Origin of the sequence: Myceligenerans indicum, assembly GCF_016742955.1 — a bacterium.
Taxonomy (GTDB): domain Bacteria; phylum Actinomycetota; class Actinomycetes; order Actinomycetales; family Cellulomonadaceae; genus Myceligenerans; species Myceligenerans indicum.
Genome location: NZ_JABBYC010000043.1, coordinates 1 through 15,876, shown reverse-complemented (window position 1 = coordinate 15,876; position 15,876 = coordinate 1). Strand labels below are relative to the sequence as shown.

16 protein-coding genes and 1 pseudogene are annotated in these 15,876 nt (G+C 72.5%); 10 read left to right on the top strand and 7 right to left on the bottom strand.

What is annotated here, in order from left to right; all coding sequences use genetic code 11:
- Window positions 1–10 precede the first annotated feature (10 nt).
- Entirely contained in the window at window positions 11–772 is a 762-nt protein-coding gene (locus HGK34_RS17575) for an Rv1486c family protein (protein ID WP_201849806.1), read from the top strand.
- A gap of 20 nt (window positions 773–792) precedes the next feature.
- Window positions 793–1,416, top strand: coding sequence for a class I SAM-dependent methyltransferase (locus HGK34_RS17570; RefSeq protein ID WP_201849804.1), 624 nt, complete (start codon window positions 793–795; stop codon window positions 1,414–1,416).
- Between the two features lie 16 nt (window positions 1,417–1,432).
- On the opposite strand, the gene serB is transcribed toward HGK34_RS17570, so the two are convergent.
- Window positions 1,433–2,083: a phosphoserine phosphatase SerB gene (gene serB, locus HGK34_RS17565; RefSeq protein WP_201849802.1), complete on the bottom strand. Its 651-nt coding sequence runs from the start codon at window positions 2,081–2,083 to the stop codon at window positions 1,433–1,435.
- A 67-nt stretch (window positions 2,084–2,150) separates the two neighbouring features.
- Window positions 2,151–3,389: a glucose-1-phosphate adenylyltransferase gene (glgC, locus tag HGK34_RS17560; RefSeq protein ID WP_201849800.1), complete on the bottom strand. Its 1,239-nt coding sequence runs from the start codon at window positions 3,387–3,389 to the stop codon at window positions 2,151–2,153.
- 84 nt (window positions 3,390–3,473) lie between these two features.
- Between glgC and glgA the strand changes: the two genes are divergently transcribed.
- The 8 genes from glgA (at window position 3,474) to HGK34_RS17520 (ending at window position 10,637) form a co-directional block, all read left to right on the top strand.
- Window positions 3,474–4,769 (top strand): glycogen synthase, encoded by a 1,296-nt coding sequence (gene glgA, locus HGK34_RS17555; RefSeq protein ID WP_201849798.1) that lies wholly within the window; start codon window positions 3,474–3,476, stop codon window positions 4,767–4,769.
- Window positions 4,770–4,905: 136 nt separating this feature from the next.
- The gene (gene fabG, locus HGK34_RS17550; protein WP_201849796.1) at window positions 4,906–5,634 is read left to right on the top strand and encodes a 3-oxoacyl-ACP reductase FabG; all 729 of its coding nucleotides are present in this window, start codon (window positions 4,906–4,908) and stop codon (window positions 5,632–5,634) included.
- 138 nt (window positions 5,635–5,772) lie between these two features.
- Window positions 5,773–6,549, top strand: a complete 777-nt coding sequence (fabI, locus tag HGK34_RS17545; RefSeq protein ID WP_201849793.1) for an enoyl-ACP reductase FabI — start codon at window positions 5,773–5,775, stop codon at window positions 6,547–6,549.
- 50 nt (window positions 6,550–6,599) lie between these two features.
- Entirely contained in the window at window positions 6,600–7,163 is a 564-nt protein-coding gene (locus HGK34_RS17540) for a SixA phosphatase family protein (RefSeq protein WP_307816052.1), read from the top strand.
- 71 nt (window positions 7,164–7,234) lie between these two features.
- On the top strand, window positions 7,235–7,654 hold the full coding sequence (locus HGK34_RS17535; protein WP_201849791.1) for a DUF3099 domain-containing protein: 420 nt from the start codon (window positions 7,235–7,237) through the stop codon (window positions 7,652–7,654).
- Window positions 7,654–7,911 carry a hypothetical protein gene (locus tag HGK34_RS17530; RefSeq protein WP_201849789.1) on the top strand — a complete coding sequence of 86 codons (258 nt, stop codon included), beginning with the start codon at window positions 7,654–7,656 and terminating at the stop codon, window positions 7,909–7,911. Before HGK34_RS17535 ends, HGK34_RS17530 begins: the two co-directional genes overlap by 1 nt.
- Window positions 7,908–8,867: an SURF1 family cytochrome oxidase biogenesis protein gene (locus tag HGK34_RS17525; RefSeq protein WP_201849787.1), complete on the top strand. Its 960-nt coding sequence runs from the start codon at window positions 7,908–7,910 to the stop codon at window positions 8,865–8,867. Before HGK34_RS17530 ends, HGK34_RS17525 begins: the two co-directional genes overlap by 4 nt.
- A gap of 171 nt (window positions 8,868–9,038) precedes the next feature.
- Window positions 9,039–10,637: an ABC-F family ATP-binding cassette domain-containing protein gene (locus HGK34_RS17520; protein ID WP_201849785.1), complete on the top strand. Its 1,599-nt coding sequence runs from the start codon at window positions 9,039–9,041 to the stop codon at window positions 10,635–10,637.
- Here the strand turns inward: HGK34_RS17520 and HGK34_RS17515 are convergent.
- From HGK34_RS17515 to HGK34_RS17495, 5 genes and pseudogenes are all read right to left on the bottom strand, one after another.
- Window positions 10,624–11,115 carry an SRPBCC family protein gene (locus HGK34_RS17515; protein ID WP_201849783.1) on the bottom strand — a complete coding sequence of 164 codons (492 nt, stop codon included), beginning with the start codon at window positions 11,113–11,115 and terminating at the stop codon, window positions 10,624–10,626. The genes HGK34_RS17520 and HGK34_RS17515 overlap by 14 nt on opposite strands.
- A gap of 31 nt (window positions 11,116–11,146) precedes the next feature.
- A complete protein-coding gene (locus HGK34_RS17510; RefSeq protein ID WP_201849781.1) occupies window positions 11,147–12,031 on the bottom strand; it encodes an FAD binding domain-containing protein in 885 nt (294 codons plus the stop codon).
- Entirely contained in the window at window positions 12,028–14,436 is a 2,409-nt protein-coding gene (locus tag HGK34_RS17505; RefSeq protein WP_201849779.1) for a xanthine dehydrogenase family protein molybdopterin-binding subunit, read from the bottom strand. Before HGK34_RS17505 ends, HGK34_RS17510 begins: the two co-directional genes overlap by 4 nt.
- Window positions 14,433–14,987, bottom strand: coding sequence for a (2Fe-2S)-binding protein (locus HGK34_RS17500; protein WP_207193546.1), 555 nt, complete (start codon window positions 14,985–14,987; stop codon window positions 14,433–14,435). The genes HGK34_RS17505 and HGK34_RS17500 overlap by 4 nt, the downstream gene beginning before the upstream one ends.
- Before the next feature lie 147 nt (window positions 14,988–15,134).
- Window positions 15,135–15,815: pseudogene (locus HGK34_RS17495) on the bottom strand (XdhC family protein); the annotation flags it as partial.
- Between the last annotated feature and the right edge of the window lie 61 nt (window positions 15,816–15,876).

Genomic DNA, 15,876 nt, shown 5'->3' with positions numbered 1-15,876 from the left:
TGTGAGGGCGATGAACACAGTGCCGGACCTGCCCCGCAGCGTCGTCCTCGCCCTCTGGGTGCAGGGCGTCGGCGACACGTCGGAGGCGGCCGACGCCGTCCAGGGTGACGACGAGCCGCACCGGGTCCACGGCCTGCCCGGCGTGTGGGACGGCACGGACCTCGGCACGCTGCTGACGACGTGGACGCACGGCCCGCGCACGGTGGCCGCCCTGCTGCCCGTGGCGGGCGACCCGGCGGGCGTCCCCGCCGCGGCGAACCACGACGCGACGGAGTCCGGGGAGTGCCTGGTGGTCACCACGCCGGACGGAAGCTGGGCCGCCGTGCCGCGGATCACCCCGTTCGGCAGCCACCTCGAACGCGGCCACCTCGTGGAATGGCACGTCCGGCCGGTGCCGGACTGGAGCACGGGCCTGTTCGGCACGATCGGGTCGGTGGCCGACGCCGAACGAGAGCTACGCAGCAGCCTGATGACCGCGACCGACGCCCTGGACTCGCTCGACGTCGCCCGGTGGCGCGACGACGCGGCCGACGCGATCGAGCGGCTGCGCGCCGCGAGCACCGCGGACTGGCCGGTGCCGCACCTGGACGGCCGCCGGGCGCGCGTCCTGCAGCTGGCCGCGCGCCTGCGCGCGATCGTGGCGCTCGGGGCGGTGGACGACGGCGGCGCCGTCAACCTCTGGCAGGCCGACCAGCGCAGCACCGCCCTGCGCGAGGTCGACCGCACGGCCCGCCACGCGATGAGCGCGGCCACCTACGGCGTGATCCCCTGACGGCAGGAGGTGAGCACCACATGGCCGGGCGCACGGAAGCAGGTCACTGGTATGACGGCCCCGTCTACGCCGCCGTCGTCGACCGCATGCTCGACGGGGTGCGGAACTACGTGGCCGGCCACCTGCCGGCGGGCGAACGGGTCCTGGACGCCTGCTGCGGCACGGGCGCGCTGTCGCGGCGGCTGGCCGAGGACGGGCGCACGGTGGTGGGGGTGGATCTGTCCGCACGGCACATCCGGTACGCGCGCTCGCACGCCGGCTCGTCGTCGGCCCGGTTCCGCGTGGGCGACGTGGCCGAGCTCACCGTGCCGTCCGCAGGACCGTACGACGTCGCCACCATCGTGCTGGCACTGCACGAGATGCCCCGGGAGCTGCGCGGCCCGGTGCTCGACCGGCTGCTCGCCGTGGCACGGCGGGTGATGGTGGTGGACTTCGTGGCGCCCATGCCCCGAAACGTCGCGGGGCTGCGCAACCGCGCCACCGAGCTGGCGGCCGGGTGGGAGCACTTCGCGGCCTTCCGCGACTGGCAGGCACAGCTGGGGCTCGGCGCGCTGCTCGAACGCACCGGCGCCACCGTCGAGAGCGACCGCACGATCGACGCCGGCACGCTGCGGGTGCTCACCCTCGCCCCGCGCGGGGCCTAGGCCGGTCGCCCGAGCGCTACGACAGCGACCGGGCCCCGGCGTCCAGCAGCTCCAGGACCTCGTCCAGGCGCCCGTCGACCGCGAACGGGGCCTGGTCGCGCACGACGGGCTTGGCCCGGAACGCCACCCCGACGCCCGCCGCGGCGATCATGTCCAGGTCGTTCGCGCCGTCGCCCACCGCGACCGTGGCCTCCAGGGGGACGCCCTCGGCCGCGGCCCACTCGCGCAGCGTGGCGGCCTTCGCGGCGCGGTCGACCACCGGGCCGACCGTGCGGCCGGTCAGCACGCCGCCGGACACCTCCAGGCGGTTGGCGCGGACCAGACGGATCCCCAGGTCCTCGGCGATGGGCCGCACGATCTCCTCGAAGCCGCCCGAGACCAGGCCGAACGCCCAGCCACGCTGCTGACAGGCCGCCACGAGCTCCGCGGCACCCGGGGTGAGCTCGACCGCGTCCCGGACCTTGTCCAGCGCACCGGCCGGGACCCCCGCGAGGGTCGCGACCCGCTCGCGCAGCGATCCCGCGAAGTCGAGCTCGCCGCGCATCGCGCGCTCGGTCACCGCCGCGACCTCCTGGCGGGTTCCCGCATGGTCGGCGATGAGCTCGATGACCTCCTGCCGGAAGAAGGTGGAGTCGACGTCGGACACGATCAGGCGCTTCACGCGCACCAGTGTGCCCGACGACGCGGCGCCGCCGCCCGGCGCTCCGCCGTGCGGACAGGCCCGCCGCCCGCAGCTACCCGACCACGCTGCCCTTGGGCACGACCGTCAGCCCCGACGCGGTGACCGTGAACCCCCGCGCGCGGTCCTCCTCGCCGTCGACGCCGACCCGGGCCCGCTCCGACACGATCACGTTCTTGTCCAGGATCGCGCGGTGCACCTGCGCGTACCGGTGCACCTGCACCCCGTCCATGAGGACCGAGTCGCCCACCGACGACCACGAGTGCAGGTGGGTTCCGGGCGACAGCACCGAACCGACCGCCTGCGCACCGGAGATCAGCACGCCGGGTGAGACGATCGACTCCGCGGCGTGCCCCATCCGGCCCGGCCCGGCGTGCACGAACTTCGCCGGCGGCAGGCCCGTGTACCCGGTCAGCAGCGGCCACTCGTCGTTGTACAGGTTGAACACCGGCTGGACCGCGATCAGGTCCATGTTCGCCTCGAAGAACGAGTCGATGGTTCCCACGTCGCGCCAGTAGTCGCGGTCCCGATCGGTGGAGCCGGGCACGTCGTTGCGGATGAAGTCGTAGACACCCGCCTCCCCGGCGTCGACGAACGCCGGGATGATGTCACCGCCCATGTCGTGCCGGGAACCGCTGCTGGAGGCGTCACGGGTGACGGCCTCGACCAGGGCGTCGGCGTCGAACACGTAGTTGCCCATGGACGCGAGCACCTTGTCCGGGGCGTCGGCCAGCCCGGCGGCGTCGGACGGCTTCTCCAGGAACTCCCGGATCCGCGTGGGGTCGTCCGGCTGCACGTCGATGACGCCGAACTGGTCCGCCATGGACAGCGGCTGGCGGATCGCGGCGACCGTCGCACGCGCCCCCGAGGAGATGTGGGCGTCCACCATCTGGGAGAAGTCCATCCGGTACACGTGGTCGGCACCGGCCACCACGACGATGTCCGGCCGCTCGTCCTCGATGACGTTCAGGCACTGGTAGATCGCGTCCGCGCTGCCGAGGTACCAGTGCTTGCCGACGCGCTGCTGCGCCGGGACCGGCGCCACGAAGTTCCCCAGCAGCGGTGACATCCGCCATGTCTTGGAGATGTGCCGGTCCAGCGAGTGGGACTTGTACTGGGTCAGCACGACGACCCGCAGATAGCCGGAGTTGACGATGTTGGACAGTGCGAAGTCGACCAGGCGATAGATCCCGCCGAACGGGACGGCGGGCTTCGCGCGCGCCGCGGTGAGCGGCATCAGGCGCTTTCCCTCGCCTCCGGCAAGGACGATCGCGAGGACACGGGGGGAGGCCATGTCTCAGACGATATTGCCTCGGGCTGCATCCCGGAACCCGCGCCGGGCAAATGGCGGAGACGAATCCTCGGTAACGTCTGAGGCGTGACCGCTCCGCAGCCGCAGCCGCCGTCGTCCCGCCTCACCGTCGACCTCCTGACCCGCGAGTACCCGCCGCACGTCTACGGCGGGGCGGGGGTGCACGTCACAGAGCTGGCGGGCGTCCTCTCGCCGCTCGCCGACGTACGGGTGCGCCACTTCGGCCCGGAGGAGCCCGGGACGGAAGCCGTCGGCCCCGCACAGCCCGCCCCCGCGGTCACCGGCTATCTCACCCCCGCCGGGCTCGCCGGCGCGAACCCGGCGCTGGCCACCCTCGGCACCGATCTGGAGATCGCGCGGGACTGCGCCGGGGCCGACGTCGTGCACTCCCACACCTGGTACGCCAACCTGGCCGGACACCTGGCCGGGCTGCTGCACGACGTGCCGCACGTCGTCACGGCGCACTCCCTCGAACCGCTGCGGCCCTGGAAGGCCGAGCAGCTCGGCGGCGGCTACGCCGTGTCGTCGTGGGCGGAACGGACGGCCTACCTGGGCGCCTCGGCCATCATCGCGGTCTCGGGCGGCATGCGCCGCGACATCCTGCGCTGCTACCCCGACCTCGACCCCGCCCGGGTGCATGTCGTGCACAACGGGATCGACCTGTCCGGATGGCGGCGCCCGGCCGGCCACGCCGTGGACGAGGCCGAGCGGACGGTGCGGGGCCTCGGGATCGACCCGGACCGCCCGGCGGTCGTGTTCGTGGGGCGGATCACGCGCCAGAAGGGGCTGCCGTACCTGCTGCGGGCCGCGGCCGCGCTGCCGCACGACGTGCAGGTCGTCCTGTGCGCCGGAGCTCCGGACACGCCGGAGCTGATGAACGAGGTCAGGGGCCTGGTGGACGGGCTGCGGGAGGCGCGGGGCGCCGGCGACGGCGACGGCGACGGCGGGATCGTCTGGATCGAGCGGATGCTGCCGCGCGAGGAACTCGTGGCCGTGCTCGCCGCCGGCACCGTGTTCGTCTGCCCGAGCGTCTACGAGCCGCTCGGCATCGTCAATCTCGAGGCGATGGCCGTCGGCCTGCCCGTGGTCGCCACGGCGACCGGCGGCATCCCGGAGGTCGTGGACGACGGCGTCACGGGCGCGCTCGTCCCGATCGAGCAGGCCGACGACGGCACCGGGACGCCGCTCGACCCCGACCGGTTCGTCGCGGACCTGGCCGCGACCCTCGACGCGGTGGTCTCCGACCCCGCGCGCGCCGCCGCGATGGGCGAGGCCGGCCGCCGCCGGGCCCGGGAGCACTTCTCCTGGGCGGCCATCGCCGAGGACACGATGGACGTGTACCGCGCCGTGACGGCCGCCTGACCGGACATCGGGAGTCGTCCCGGCAGGCCGGCGGAGGTCACGAATTGATATTGTCGGAACCCCACAACGGGCGGTGCCCGGCGCGTGGCGCGTCGCGCAGCGCCGTCCGGCGTGTCGCACGGGTAGCGTCGCAACCATGACCGAGAACCAGGATTCCGCCGCCGGCCGCGTCGTCGTCGTGACCGGCGCCGCACGCGGCATCGGCCGCTCCATCGCCGAACAGTTCGTCGCCGGCGGGGACCGTGTCGCGACCCTGTATCGCGGGGGCGAGCTGCCCGAGGGTGTGCACGGCTACAAGGCCGACATCACCGACACGGACGCCGTGAACGACGCCTTCACGCAGATCGAGCAGGACCTCGGGCCCGTGGAGGTCCTCGTCGCCAACGCCGGCGTGACGAAGGACCAGCTCCTGATGCGCATGTCGGACGAGGAGTTCGAGCAGGTCGTCGACGTGAACCTGACCGGCACCTTCCGCTGCGTGCGGCGCGCCGCCAAGAGCATGATCCGCAAGCGCTACGGCCGGATCGTGCTCATCGGCTCCCTCGTGGGGCTCTACGGCGTCCCGGGCCAGGTGAACTACGGCGCCTCCAAGGCGGGCCTGGTCGGCATGGCCCGTTCCATCTCGCGCGAGCTCGGCGGGCGCGGCATCACCGCGAACGTCGTCGCCCCCGGGTTCATCGAGACCGACATGACCGCCGAGCTTCCCCCCAAGACGCGGGACTTCTACCTCGACGGAATCCCCGCCGGCCGCTTCGCCCGGCCCGAGGAGGTGGCCGGGGTCGTCGCCTTCGTCGCGTCCGACGCCGCCGCCTACATCACCGGAGCCGTCATCCCCGTCGACGGCGGCATGGGCATGGGGCACTGACCAGACACCCCCGCCCGGAAACATCCTCCACCAGCCGCGCGACCCGGGGAGTTTTCCTCGCGCGCGGTCACACCGTTACGCTCACACCCAGTGCGGGCACGGCGCGAGAGCGCGCCGCACATTCACCGGAAGGACAACATGGGTCTCCTCGAAGGCAAGAAGCTGCTCATCACCGGAGTTCTCACGGACTCGTCGATCGCGTTCCACACGGCGCGTCTGGCGATCGAGGAGGGCGCGGACGTCGTCCTGTCGTCGTTCGGCCGGCAGATGAAGCTCACGAGCGCGTTCGCGAAGCGCCTTCCGGGTGACACGCCACCCCCGGTGGTCCAGCTCGACGTCACCAGCGAGGAGGACCTCGCCGGTCTCGCCGACGCCGTCCGCGAGGCCGGGTTCGACCGGCTCGACGGCGTCGTGCACTCCATCGGCTTCGCCCCGCAGAGCGTCATGGGCGGCAACTTCCTGTCCGGCGAGTGGGAGGACGTGGCCACCGCGCTGCAGATCTCGACCTACTCCTACAAGGCGCTCGCCGTCGCCGCCAAGCCGCTGATGACCGACGGCGGCGCGATCGTCGGGCTGACCTTCGACGGGCAGTTCGCCTGGCCCGTGTACGACTGGATGGGCGTGGCCAAGGCCGGCCTGGAGGCCGCCAACCGCTACCTGGCCCGCGACCTGGGCCCGCACGGCATCCGCTGCAACCTGGTCTCCGCCGGGCCGATCAAGACGACCGCCGCGAAGTCGATCCCCGGCTTCGAGCAGATGGAGGCCAACTGGCCGCAGCGCGCACCGCTCGGCTGGGACCAGACCACCGCGGAGCCGACGGCGCGAACCGTCGCGGCTCTGCTCAGCGACTGGTTCCCGGCCACCACGGCCGAGATCGTGCACGTCGACGGCGGCGTGCACGCCATGGGCCAGTAACCGCCGGATCCCCCACCGGGGAGGCACCGCAAGAACCGGAAGGAGACATCGTGGCCAGGCATCGCGAGGAGGTGTCGCCCGTGACGCCGATGCGTCGGCTCGTCCTGTTGCGTCACGCCAAGGCCGAGCCGGCCACGGCCTCCGACGACGCGCTGCGTCCGCTCGCCCTGCGCGGGCGGACGCAGGCGGCGGGGCTGGGAGCGGCGCTCGTCGCGCTCGGCGCCGCGCCCGACGTCGTGCTCGTCTCCTCCGCGCTGCGCACGCGCCAGACGTGGAACCTGGCCAAGGGCGGGCTGAACGGCAGGCGTAGCGGCGTGCCCACCGTCGTGGTCACGGACGCCCTGTACAACGCCCGGGTGAGCGACGTGCTCGGGCTCGTCGCCGACCTGGACGAGAGCGCACGCACCGTCCTGGTGATCGGTCACGAGCCCACGATGGCCGCGACCGCCGCCTTCCTGGCCGGTCCCGGCTCGGACGACGCGGCGCTGGCCCAGGTGCGTGTCGGCGTGCCGACCGCCACCTACTCCCTGCTGGAGGCTCCCGCCGAGGTCCCCTGGTCGGCCTGGGAACGCTCCTCCGCCGTGCTCACGCACGTGGGCCGGCCACCCGGCTGACGCCCGGGCGCGCGTGCCGGCGGCACGAGCGGGCGGCACGGGCCGGAGCGGAGGGCTCGTAGACTGGGGTGATGAGCAAGGCTCCCCGTTCCGCCGAGCCCGAGGTCCAGTCGATCACGTCGGTCCCCGAGTCGCTCGACGACGACCAGGCGCGGCGCGCCAAGGTGTATCTCATCCAGATGGGGATCCGCCTGTTGTGCTTCGTCGGTGCGATCCTCTGCCTCACCACGGGGCTCACCTGGCTCGGCTGGACGCTCGCGGTCGGGGCGGTGGTGCTGCCGTACACCGCGGTGGTCTTCGTCAACGCCGGGCCGAACCGCACGCCGCTAGACGCGCAGGCCTACGTGCCCGGGGACCCGGTCGCCCTGCCGCCGGGCGACGACGGGGACGACTCCCCCGGCCGGGACGACGAGGCCGCCGGCCACGCCGTGATCGACGGCGACGCCCTGCTCGACGACGTGCGTGACGAACCCGTGGAGAAGAAGAACTGATGGATGTCCTGGGAACGGGCGGCTCCGTCCCGGCGCCCGACGCGGTCGGCGAACTGGTCTGCAGCGCCAAGGGCTGCCGTGCGGAGGCCGGCTGGGGCCTGCTGTGGAACAACCCGCGCCTGCACACCCCCGAGCGCCGCAAGGTGTGGCTCGCGTGCGACGACCACCGCGAACACCTCGGACAGTTCCTGTCCGCACGGGGCTTCCTGCGGCACACCGTGCCCGCCGGTGAGCTGGACCGTCAGGAACCCGCGTGAGCCCAGCCGGTCAGGCGCGCGCCCCCCGCACCACCAGGCAATGGGTGATCCTCGGCGTCGCCGCGGTGCTGCTGGCCGCGCTGTGCCTGGTCGCGGGCCGCTGGCAGTGGAACCGGTACGAGAACCGCAGCGCCCAGATCGACCTGATCGAGACGAACTGGTCCGCCGATCCGGTGCCGGTGAGCGACATCCTCGACGGCCCCGGCGCCGTGGTGCCCGACGACGCGGTCTGGCAGCCCGTCACCCTCACCGGGCACTACGAGACCGGGGCGACCGTGCTGCTGCGCAACCGCCCCGTGCACTCCACGCCGGGCTACCACGTGCTCGTGCCGTTCGTCGCGTCCCACCCGGCCGCGCCGGACGGGATCGTCGTCGTGATCGACCGCGGGTTCGTCCCCCTGGGCACGGACGGGAGCGCCCCCGCGTTCGTGCCGGAGCCTCCCCGCGGCGAGGTCGAGGTGACGGCATCCCTGCGCGGCGACGAGCCGCCCTCCTCCCGCGGCGCACCCCCCGGTCAGGTCCAGGCGATCTCGACCGCCCAGGTCCTGGCGGCCGGCGCCGACGGCGCGGGCTGGGCCGACGGCCGCACGGTCGGCGCCTACGGGGCGCTGCGCACCGAGTCGCCCCGCCCCGCGACGGCACCCGCCGCACTGCCCGAGCCCAGCACCGACCCCGGCTCGCACCTGAGCTACGCGTTCCAGTGGGCGGTGTTCTCCGTCGGCGCGATCGCGGGGTACGTGCTCCTGTGGCGGCGCGAGCGCGGGGCGTTGCGGGGCGCGACGGTGTCGGCCGGGGACCTGCTGCTGGCCGCTCCGGACGTCGACGCCGCCACGGGCGGGACGACGTCGCGCGCCCGGCGCCCGGACGGTGCGCCCGGCGCCCGCCGTGGCCTGCTGTCCCGTCCCACGGCCGACTCCGACGACGAGGACGCCCTCATCGACGCCCAGCTCCACTGACGGCCGGCCACCCGTGAGCAGGCGGCCCGGCCGGCGCGGGCGCGACGTAGCTCACTGCGTCCGCCCGTGACGACTGCGTAGACTGGCCCGGCCCCCGTTCGGCTCGGCCGCCATGGGCCCTGCACTCCCGCGAACACCGCACTCCCTCGAACACCGAAGGACCCTCATCCCGTGATCACCGCCCATGGCGTGGAACTGCGTTTCGGCGCCCGCGCACTGCTGAAGCCCGCGACGTTCCGGGTCTCCCCGGGCGACCGGATCGGGCTGGTGGGCCGCAACGGCGCCGGAAAGACGACGCTCACCAAGACCCTGGCCGGAGAGACCCTCCCTGCCGCAGGCCAGATCACGCGCGGCAACGAGATCGGCTACCTGCCCCAGGACCCCCGCACGGGCGACCTCGACGTCATCGCGATGGACCGCGTGCTGTCCGCCCGCGAGCTGGACAAGCTGATCACGCGGATGCGGCAGGCCGAGGGCGAGATGGCTTCGGCCGACCCGGACACCATGGCCAAGGCCCTGGACCGCTACCCCAAGCTGGAGGCCCGCTTCCTCGCCGCGGGCGGCTATGCCGCCGAGGCGGAGGCGCAGGTCATCACCGCGAACCTGGGACTGGACGAGCGCGTGCTGTCGCAGCCGCTGCACACCCTCTCGGGCGGCCAGCGCCGCCGGATCGAGCTGGCGCGCATCCTGTTCTCCGGTGTCGACACCCTGCTGCTCGACGAGCCCACCAACCACCTCGACGCCGACTCCATCGCCTGGCTGCGCGACTACCTCAAGACCTACAGCGGCGGCTTCGTCGTCATCTCCCACGACGTCGACCTGCTGCGCGCCTGCGTCAACAAGGTGTTCCACCTGGACGCGAACCGCGGTGAGCTGGACCAGTACGCGATGGGGTGGGACAACTACCAGAAGCAGCGGGAGACGGACGAGCGCCGGCGCCGCCGCGAGCGCGACAACGCGGAGAAGAAGGCCGCGGCGCTCATGTCCCAGGCGAACAAGATGCGCGCGAAGGCCACGAAGGCGACGGCCGCGCAGAACATGATCCGCCGTGCCGAGCAGATGCTGGACGGCGCGGAGGGCGTGCGCCAGACGGACCGCGTGGCCAAGCTGCGGTTCCCGACGCCGTCGCCGTGCGGCAGGACGCCGATCACCGGGTCGGGTCTGTCCAAGTCGTACGGGTCGCTGGAGGTGTTCACCGGCGTGGACCTGGCGATCGACCGGGGCTCGCGTGTCGTGATCCTGGGCCTCAACGGCGCGGGCAAGACGACGTTGCTGCGGATCCTCGCGGGCGTCGAGCAGCCGGACTCCGGGACCGTCGACGCCGGTCACGGCCTCAAGCTCGGCTACTACGCCCAGGAGCACGACACCCTGGACATGAACGTCACGGTCGTGGAGAACCTGCGGCACGCCGCCCCGGACCTCACCGACACGCAGGTGCGCAACGTGCTCGGCTCCTTCCTCTTCTCCGGGGACGACGCCGACAAGCCCACCCACGTCCTGTCCGGCGGCGAGAAGACGCGGCTGGCCCTGGCGACGCTCGTGGTCTCCAGCGCCAACGTGCTGTTGCTCGACGAGCCCACCAACAACCTCGACCCGGCCTCCCGCGCGGAGATCCTCGGCGCGCTGAAGACGTACGAGGGCGCCGTCATCATGGTCACCCACGACGACGGCGCCGTGGACGCGCTCGAACCCGAGCGCGTCCTCCTCCTGCCCGACGGCGACGAGGACCTCTGGAACGAGAGCTACGCGGAGCTCGTCAGCCTCGCGTAGCGCCGGCCGGGCCGGTCAGCTTCCCCTCCAGGCAGTCCGTGAAGCGGCCGAGCATCTTGTTGGAGACCTCCTGCACCAGGCCTCGGCCCATGCTCGCGACCTTGCCGCCGATCTGCAGGTCGGTCCGGACCTCGACGTCGGTGGCCGGACCACCCGTCGTTCCTTCCCCGGGCGTGAGGACGACGACGGCCTCCGCCCCGGCCGTGCCGTTGCCGCGCTTGTCCTTGCCCTTCGCGGACAGGACCATGCGTCCCGAGCTGCCGTCCTCGGCGAGCCGCCTCTCCCGGAACTCGCCCACGCCGTTGAAGGTGAGCGCGATGGGGCCGAGCTTGATCTTCACCGAGCCCGTGAACGAGTCGCCGTCGACCGAGGTCACCTGCGCGCCGGGAAAGCACTCGGCCACCGACTCGACGTCGTCGAAGGTCGCGAACGTCGTCGCGACGTCGGCGGGCACGGTGAACTCGTGGATCAGTTCCATGTGTCGCCGCCTTCCCGTGCGGCGGGCGGCCTCACGCCGCTCCCGCCGCCGCGAGCACGGCGCGCCGGGCGAGCACGGTCGCGAGGTGGCGCCGGTAGTCGGCGTCCCCGTTGAGGTCCGACGGCGGGCTGGTGCCGTCGGCCACGGCGGCGCACGCCGCGCCCACCGCCTGGGCCGTCGGCTCCACGCCGACGAGCGCCTCCTCCACGGCACGCGCCCGCAGGGGCGTCGGCCCCATGTTGGTCAGGCCGATCCGCGCCGCGGAGATCGTCTTCCCGTCGGCCATGTGCACGCACGCGCCGACGGCGACGATGGGCCACTGCTGGGCGGTGCGCACGAACTTCTCGTACCGGGACCCCCATCCGGGGTGCACGGGGAACCGGACCGCGACGAGCAGTTCGTCCTCCCCGACCGCCGTGGTGAACAGGTCCTGGAAGAAGTCGGCGGCGGGGACCACCCGTTCGCCGGCGGGCCCGGCGATGACCATCTCGGCCTCCAGCGCCAGCGCCACCGCGCCGCAGTCCCCGGCGGGGTCGGCGTGCGCGAGCGACCCGCCCAGGGTGCCCCGGTGCCGGATCTGCGGGTCCCCCACCGACGCGACGGCGTCGTGCAGGAGGCCCAGTTCCGTGCGGATCTCGTCCGACGCGAGCAGCTCGTGGTACGGCGTCATCGCGCCGATCTCGATCGCTCCGCCGCCCCCGGCCACGGCGCCGCCGCCGGCGACGTCGCGGATGCCGTGCAGCGCGGGAATGCGGCCGATGTCGACCACCAGCTCGGGCGCGTTCAGGCGCATGCGGAGCACCGGCAGGAGGGACTGGCCCCCGGCGATGACCTTGGCGTCGTCGGACCCGGCGAGCAGGCCGAGCGCCTCGTCGACGCTGGTGGGCCGGGCGTACTCGAAGGGTGCGGGGATCATGACGCGCTCCCGTCCTGGATGGCGCGCCAGACGCGCGCGGGCGTGCAGGGCATTTCGACGTCGTGCACCCCGTAGGGTCGGATCGCGTCGACGACGGCGTTCACCACGGCGGGCGTGGAGGCGATCGTGCCCGCCTCGCCCACGCCCTTGGCCCCGAGGGAGTTGGAGGTGGCGGGAGTGCTGCGGTGGGCCGTGTCGAAGCTGATGAGGTCGGCGGCGCTGGGCACGAGGTAGTCGGCGAGCGTGCCCGTGAGCAGTGTGCCGGACTCGTCGTACACCGCCTCCTCCCACAATGCCTGGGCGATGCCCTGCACGAGCCCGCCGTGCACCTGCCCGGCCACGATGAGCGGGTTGATGACGGTTCCGACGTCGTCCACGCACACGTACTTGCGCAACCGCACGGCGCCGGTCTCCGTGTCCACCTCGACGGCGCACAGGTGTGTGCCGTGCGGGAAGGAGAAGTTCACCGGGTCGAACGTCACCTCGGCGTCGATGCCGGGCTCGATGCCCTCGGGGTAGTCGTGGGCGGCGAAGGCGGCGAGGGCGATCTCCTGGATGGTCTTGCCCTCACCGGTGCCGGACACGGCGAACGTCCCGCGGGAGAACTCGATGTCCCGGGGGTCGGCCTCCAGCAGGTGCGCGGCCCACGGCTTGGCCTTGGCCACGACCTTGTCGGCGGCGAGGGCCAGTGCCTCCCCGCCGACGGTCAGCGACCGGGAGCCGTAGGTGTCCAGGCCACGGGGGGCGACCTGGGTGTCGCCGTGCAGCACCTCGACGTCCTCGAAGGGGACGCCGAGCCGGTCGGCGACGATCTGGCTGAAGGCGGTCTCGTGGCCCTGCCCGTGGGCGCTGGCGCCGGTGACGACCTCGACCTTGCCGGTGGGAAGCATGCGGATCTCGGCGTGCTCCCAGCCGCCGGCTCCGTAGTCGAGGCTGCCGAGCACGCGGGAGGGGGCCAGGCCGCACATCTCGGTGAAGGTGGAGACGCCGATGCCGAGCTGGACCGGATCGCCTGCCTCGCGCCTGCGGGCCTGTTCGGCTCGCAGGTCCTCGTAGCCGAAGGCATCGACCGCCTGGGCGGTGGCGGACTCGTAGTCGCCGGAGTCGTAGGTGAGACCGGCGACGGTGGTGAAGGGGAACTCGTCGTGGGTGATCCAGTTCTGGCGGCGCACCTCCAGGGGGTCCCGGCCGAGTTCGGCGGCGAGCTCGTCCATGAGGCGTTCGATGGCGAACGTGGCCTCCGGGCGTCCCGCGCCGCGGTAGGCGTCGGTCCAGGCCTTGTTGGTCAGGACGGTGCGGCAGTCGAACCGGTAGGCCGGGAACTTGTAGATGGCGTTGAACATGAACGCGCCGAGGACGGGCACGCCGCCGCCCACGAGGGCGACGTAGGCGCCGAGGTCGGCGAGGAGTTCCACCTTGAGGCCGGTGACGGTGCCGTCGTTCGTGGCCGCGAGGGTGAGCTTCTGCCACTGGTCGCGGCCGTGGTGGGCGGACTGGAGGGACTCCGAGCGAGTCTCGGTGTACTTGACGGGCTTGCCGAAGCGGCGCGCGACGGCGAACGCCGCCCACTCCTCCGGGGTGGTCTGGAGCTTGCCGCCGAAACCGCCGCCGACGTCGGGCGCGATGTAGCGGATCTTCGACTCGGGCACGCCCGTGGTGGCGGCCAGGAGGAAGCGGGCGATGTGCGGGATCTGGGTGGCGGACCAGACGGTGATCTGTTCGCCCGTGGGGTCCACGACGACGGAGCGGGGCTCCATGAACGCCGGGATGAGGCGCTGCTGGCGGTACTCGCGCTCGATGACGATGCCGTCGGCGCGCGCGGCGGCGATGGCGTCCTCGACGTTGCCCCCGGTGCCGGCCTGCGCGGAGTCGAAGATCCACTGGGCCGAGTTGTTCGTGCCCAGGTCGGGATGGGCGATGGCGCCGCCGTTCTCGGGCGTCGCCGCGGCGGCGGTCCTGAGGTCGAGGGCGGCGGGCAGCTCGTCGTAGTCGACGTCGACCAGGTCGGCGGCATCGGCGGCCGCGGCGGCACTGCGGGCGACGACGACGGCGACGATCTCACCGGCGAAGGCGACACGGTCGACGGCGACCGGCTTGTGCTCGGGTGTCACCTGGTCCGGCGTGATGGGCCAGGCGTTGGCGAGCACTCCCTGGGTCGCGGCCAGGTCGGTGCCGGTCAGCACCGCGACGACGTTCGGGGCCTGGGCGGCGGCCCGGGTGTCGATCCCGGTGATGTTCGCGTGGGCGAAGGGGCTGCGCACCATGGCCAGGTGCAGCGTGCCGGGCAGCACGATGTTGTCGGTCCAGTGGGTGCGCCCGGTGATGAGGCGGCGGTCCTCCTTGCGACGCCGGTCGCGGCCGATCTCGTCCGCGGGGGCCGCGGGGGCTTCTTCCGTCGTGGTCATGCCGCACCTCCGTCGATGGTCCCGGACCCGGCCGCGGGCTGTGCCGCGGCACCGGTCCCGGGGGTGGCGGACGTTCCGTTCGCCGCGTACTGCACGGCGCGCACGATGTTGTGGTAGCCGGTGCACCGGCAGAGGTTGCCCTCCAGTCCCTGGCGGATCTCGTCCTCGGTCGGGTGGGGGTTCTCGGCGAGCAGGTCCGCGGTCTGCATGATCATGCCGGGTGTGCAGAACCCGCACTGCAGGGCATGGCACTCGTGGAACGCCTCCTGCACGGGATGGAGCTGCCCGTCGGCGCCGGACGCCTCCCCGTCCGCGGCGAGTCCCTCGATGGTGGTGATCTCGGCGCCGTCGGCCTGGACGGCCAGGACGTTGCACGACTTCACGCTGCGGCCGTCCAGATGGACGGTGCAGGCACCGCAGCTCGCGGTGTCGCAGCCGATCACGGTTCCGGTCTTGCCGAGCCGTTCGCGCAGGTACTGCACGAGCAGCAGGCGGGGTTCGACGTCGTCGGACACCTTCGCGCCGTCGACGGTGAGTTCGATCCTGGTCATGGACACTCCTCAGCCACTGCGTTGTGACGGTGTGACACGCATCACGGTACGCCGGGGCGACCATCCTCCGCCACACCTTGGCGGCGACGCCGCCACCCGTTCAGGCGAGCACAGCGCCCTGGGAGTCGCAACTCATGGGAGGGGTCCTCAGGCATCGTGGTGGATGCGGCCGTCCGTCTCCGTCAGGGCATGGCCCGAACCTCCCCAACGGGCCGAGACGATCTCCGCAGCAATACTCACCGCCGTCTCCTCCGGAGTACGCGCCCCCAGATCCAAACCGATCGGACTGTGCAAACGCGCCAACTCATCCTCCCGAACCCCCGCCTCCACCAGACGAGCCAACCGATCCTCATGCGTACGACGCGAACCCATCGCCCCCACATACGCCACCCCCAAACCCAACGCAAGCTCCAACACCGGCACATCAAACTTCGGATCATGCGTCAACACACACACCACCGTGCGCCCATCAACCCGCCCCCCAGCCACCTCAGCCGCCAGATACCGATGCGGCCAATCAGTCACCACCTCATCCGCATCCGGAAAACGCGTCGCCGTCGCAAACACCGGCCGCGCATCACACACCGTCACCCGATACCCCAAGAACGAACCCACCCGCGCCGTCGCCGCCGCAAAATCAATCGCACCAAAAACCAACATCCGCGGACGCGGCGCATACGACGACACAAACACCCGACACCCCTCCCCACGCCGCTCCCCACCAGGACCATAAACCAACGTCTCACTCAACCCCCCAACCAACAAACCAAGCCCATCATCAGCCACCGCATCCGTCAGACGCCCCACCCCCAAACTCCCAGACACCCCCACCCCCGAACCCGACGGACGAACTGTCTCTTATACACATCTGACGCTGCCGACGATAAGG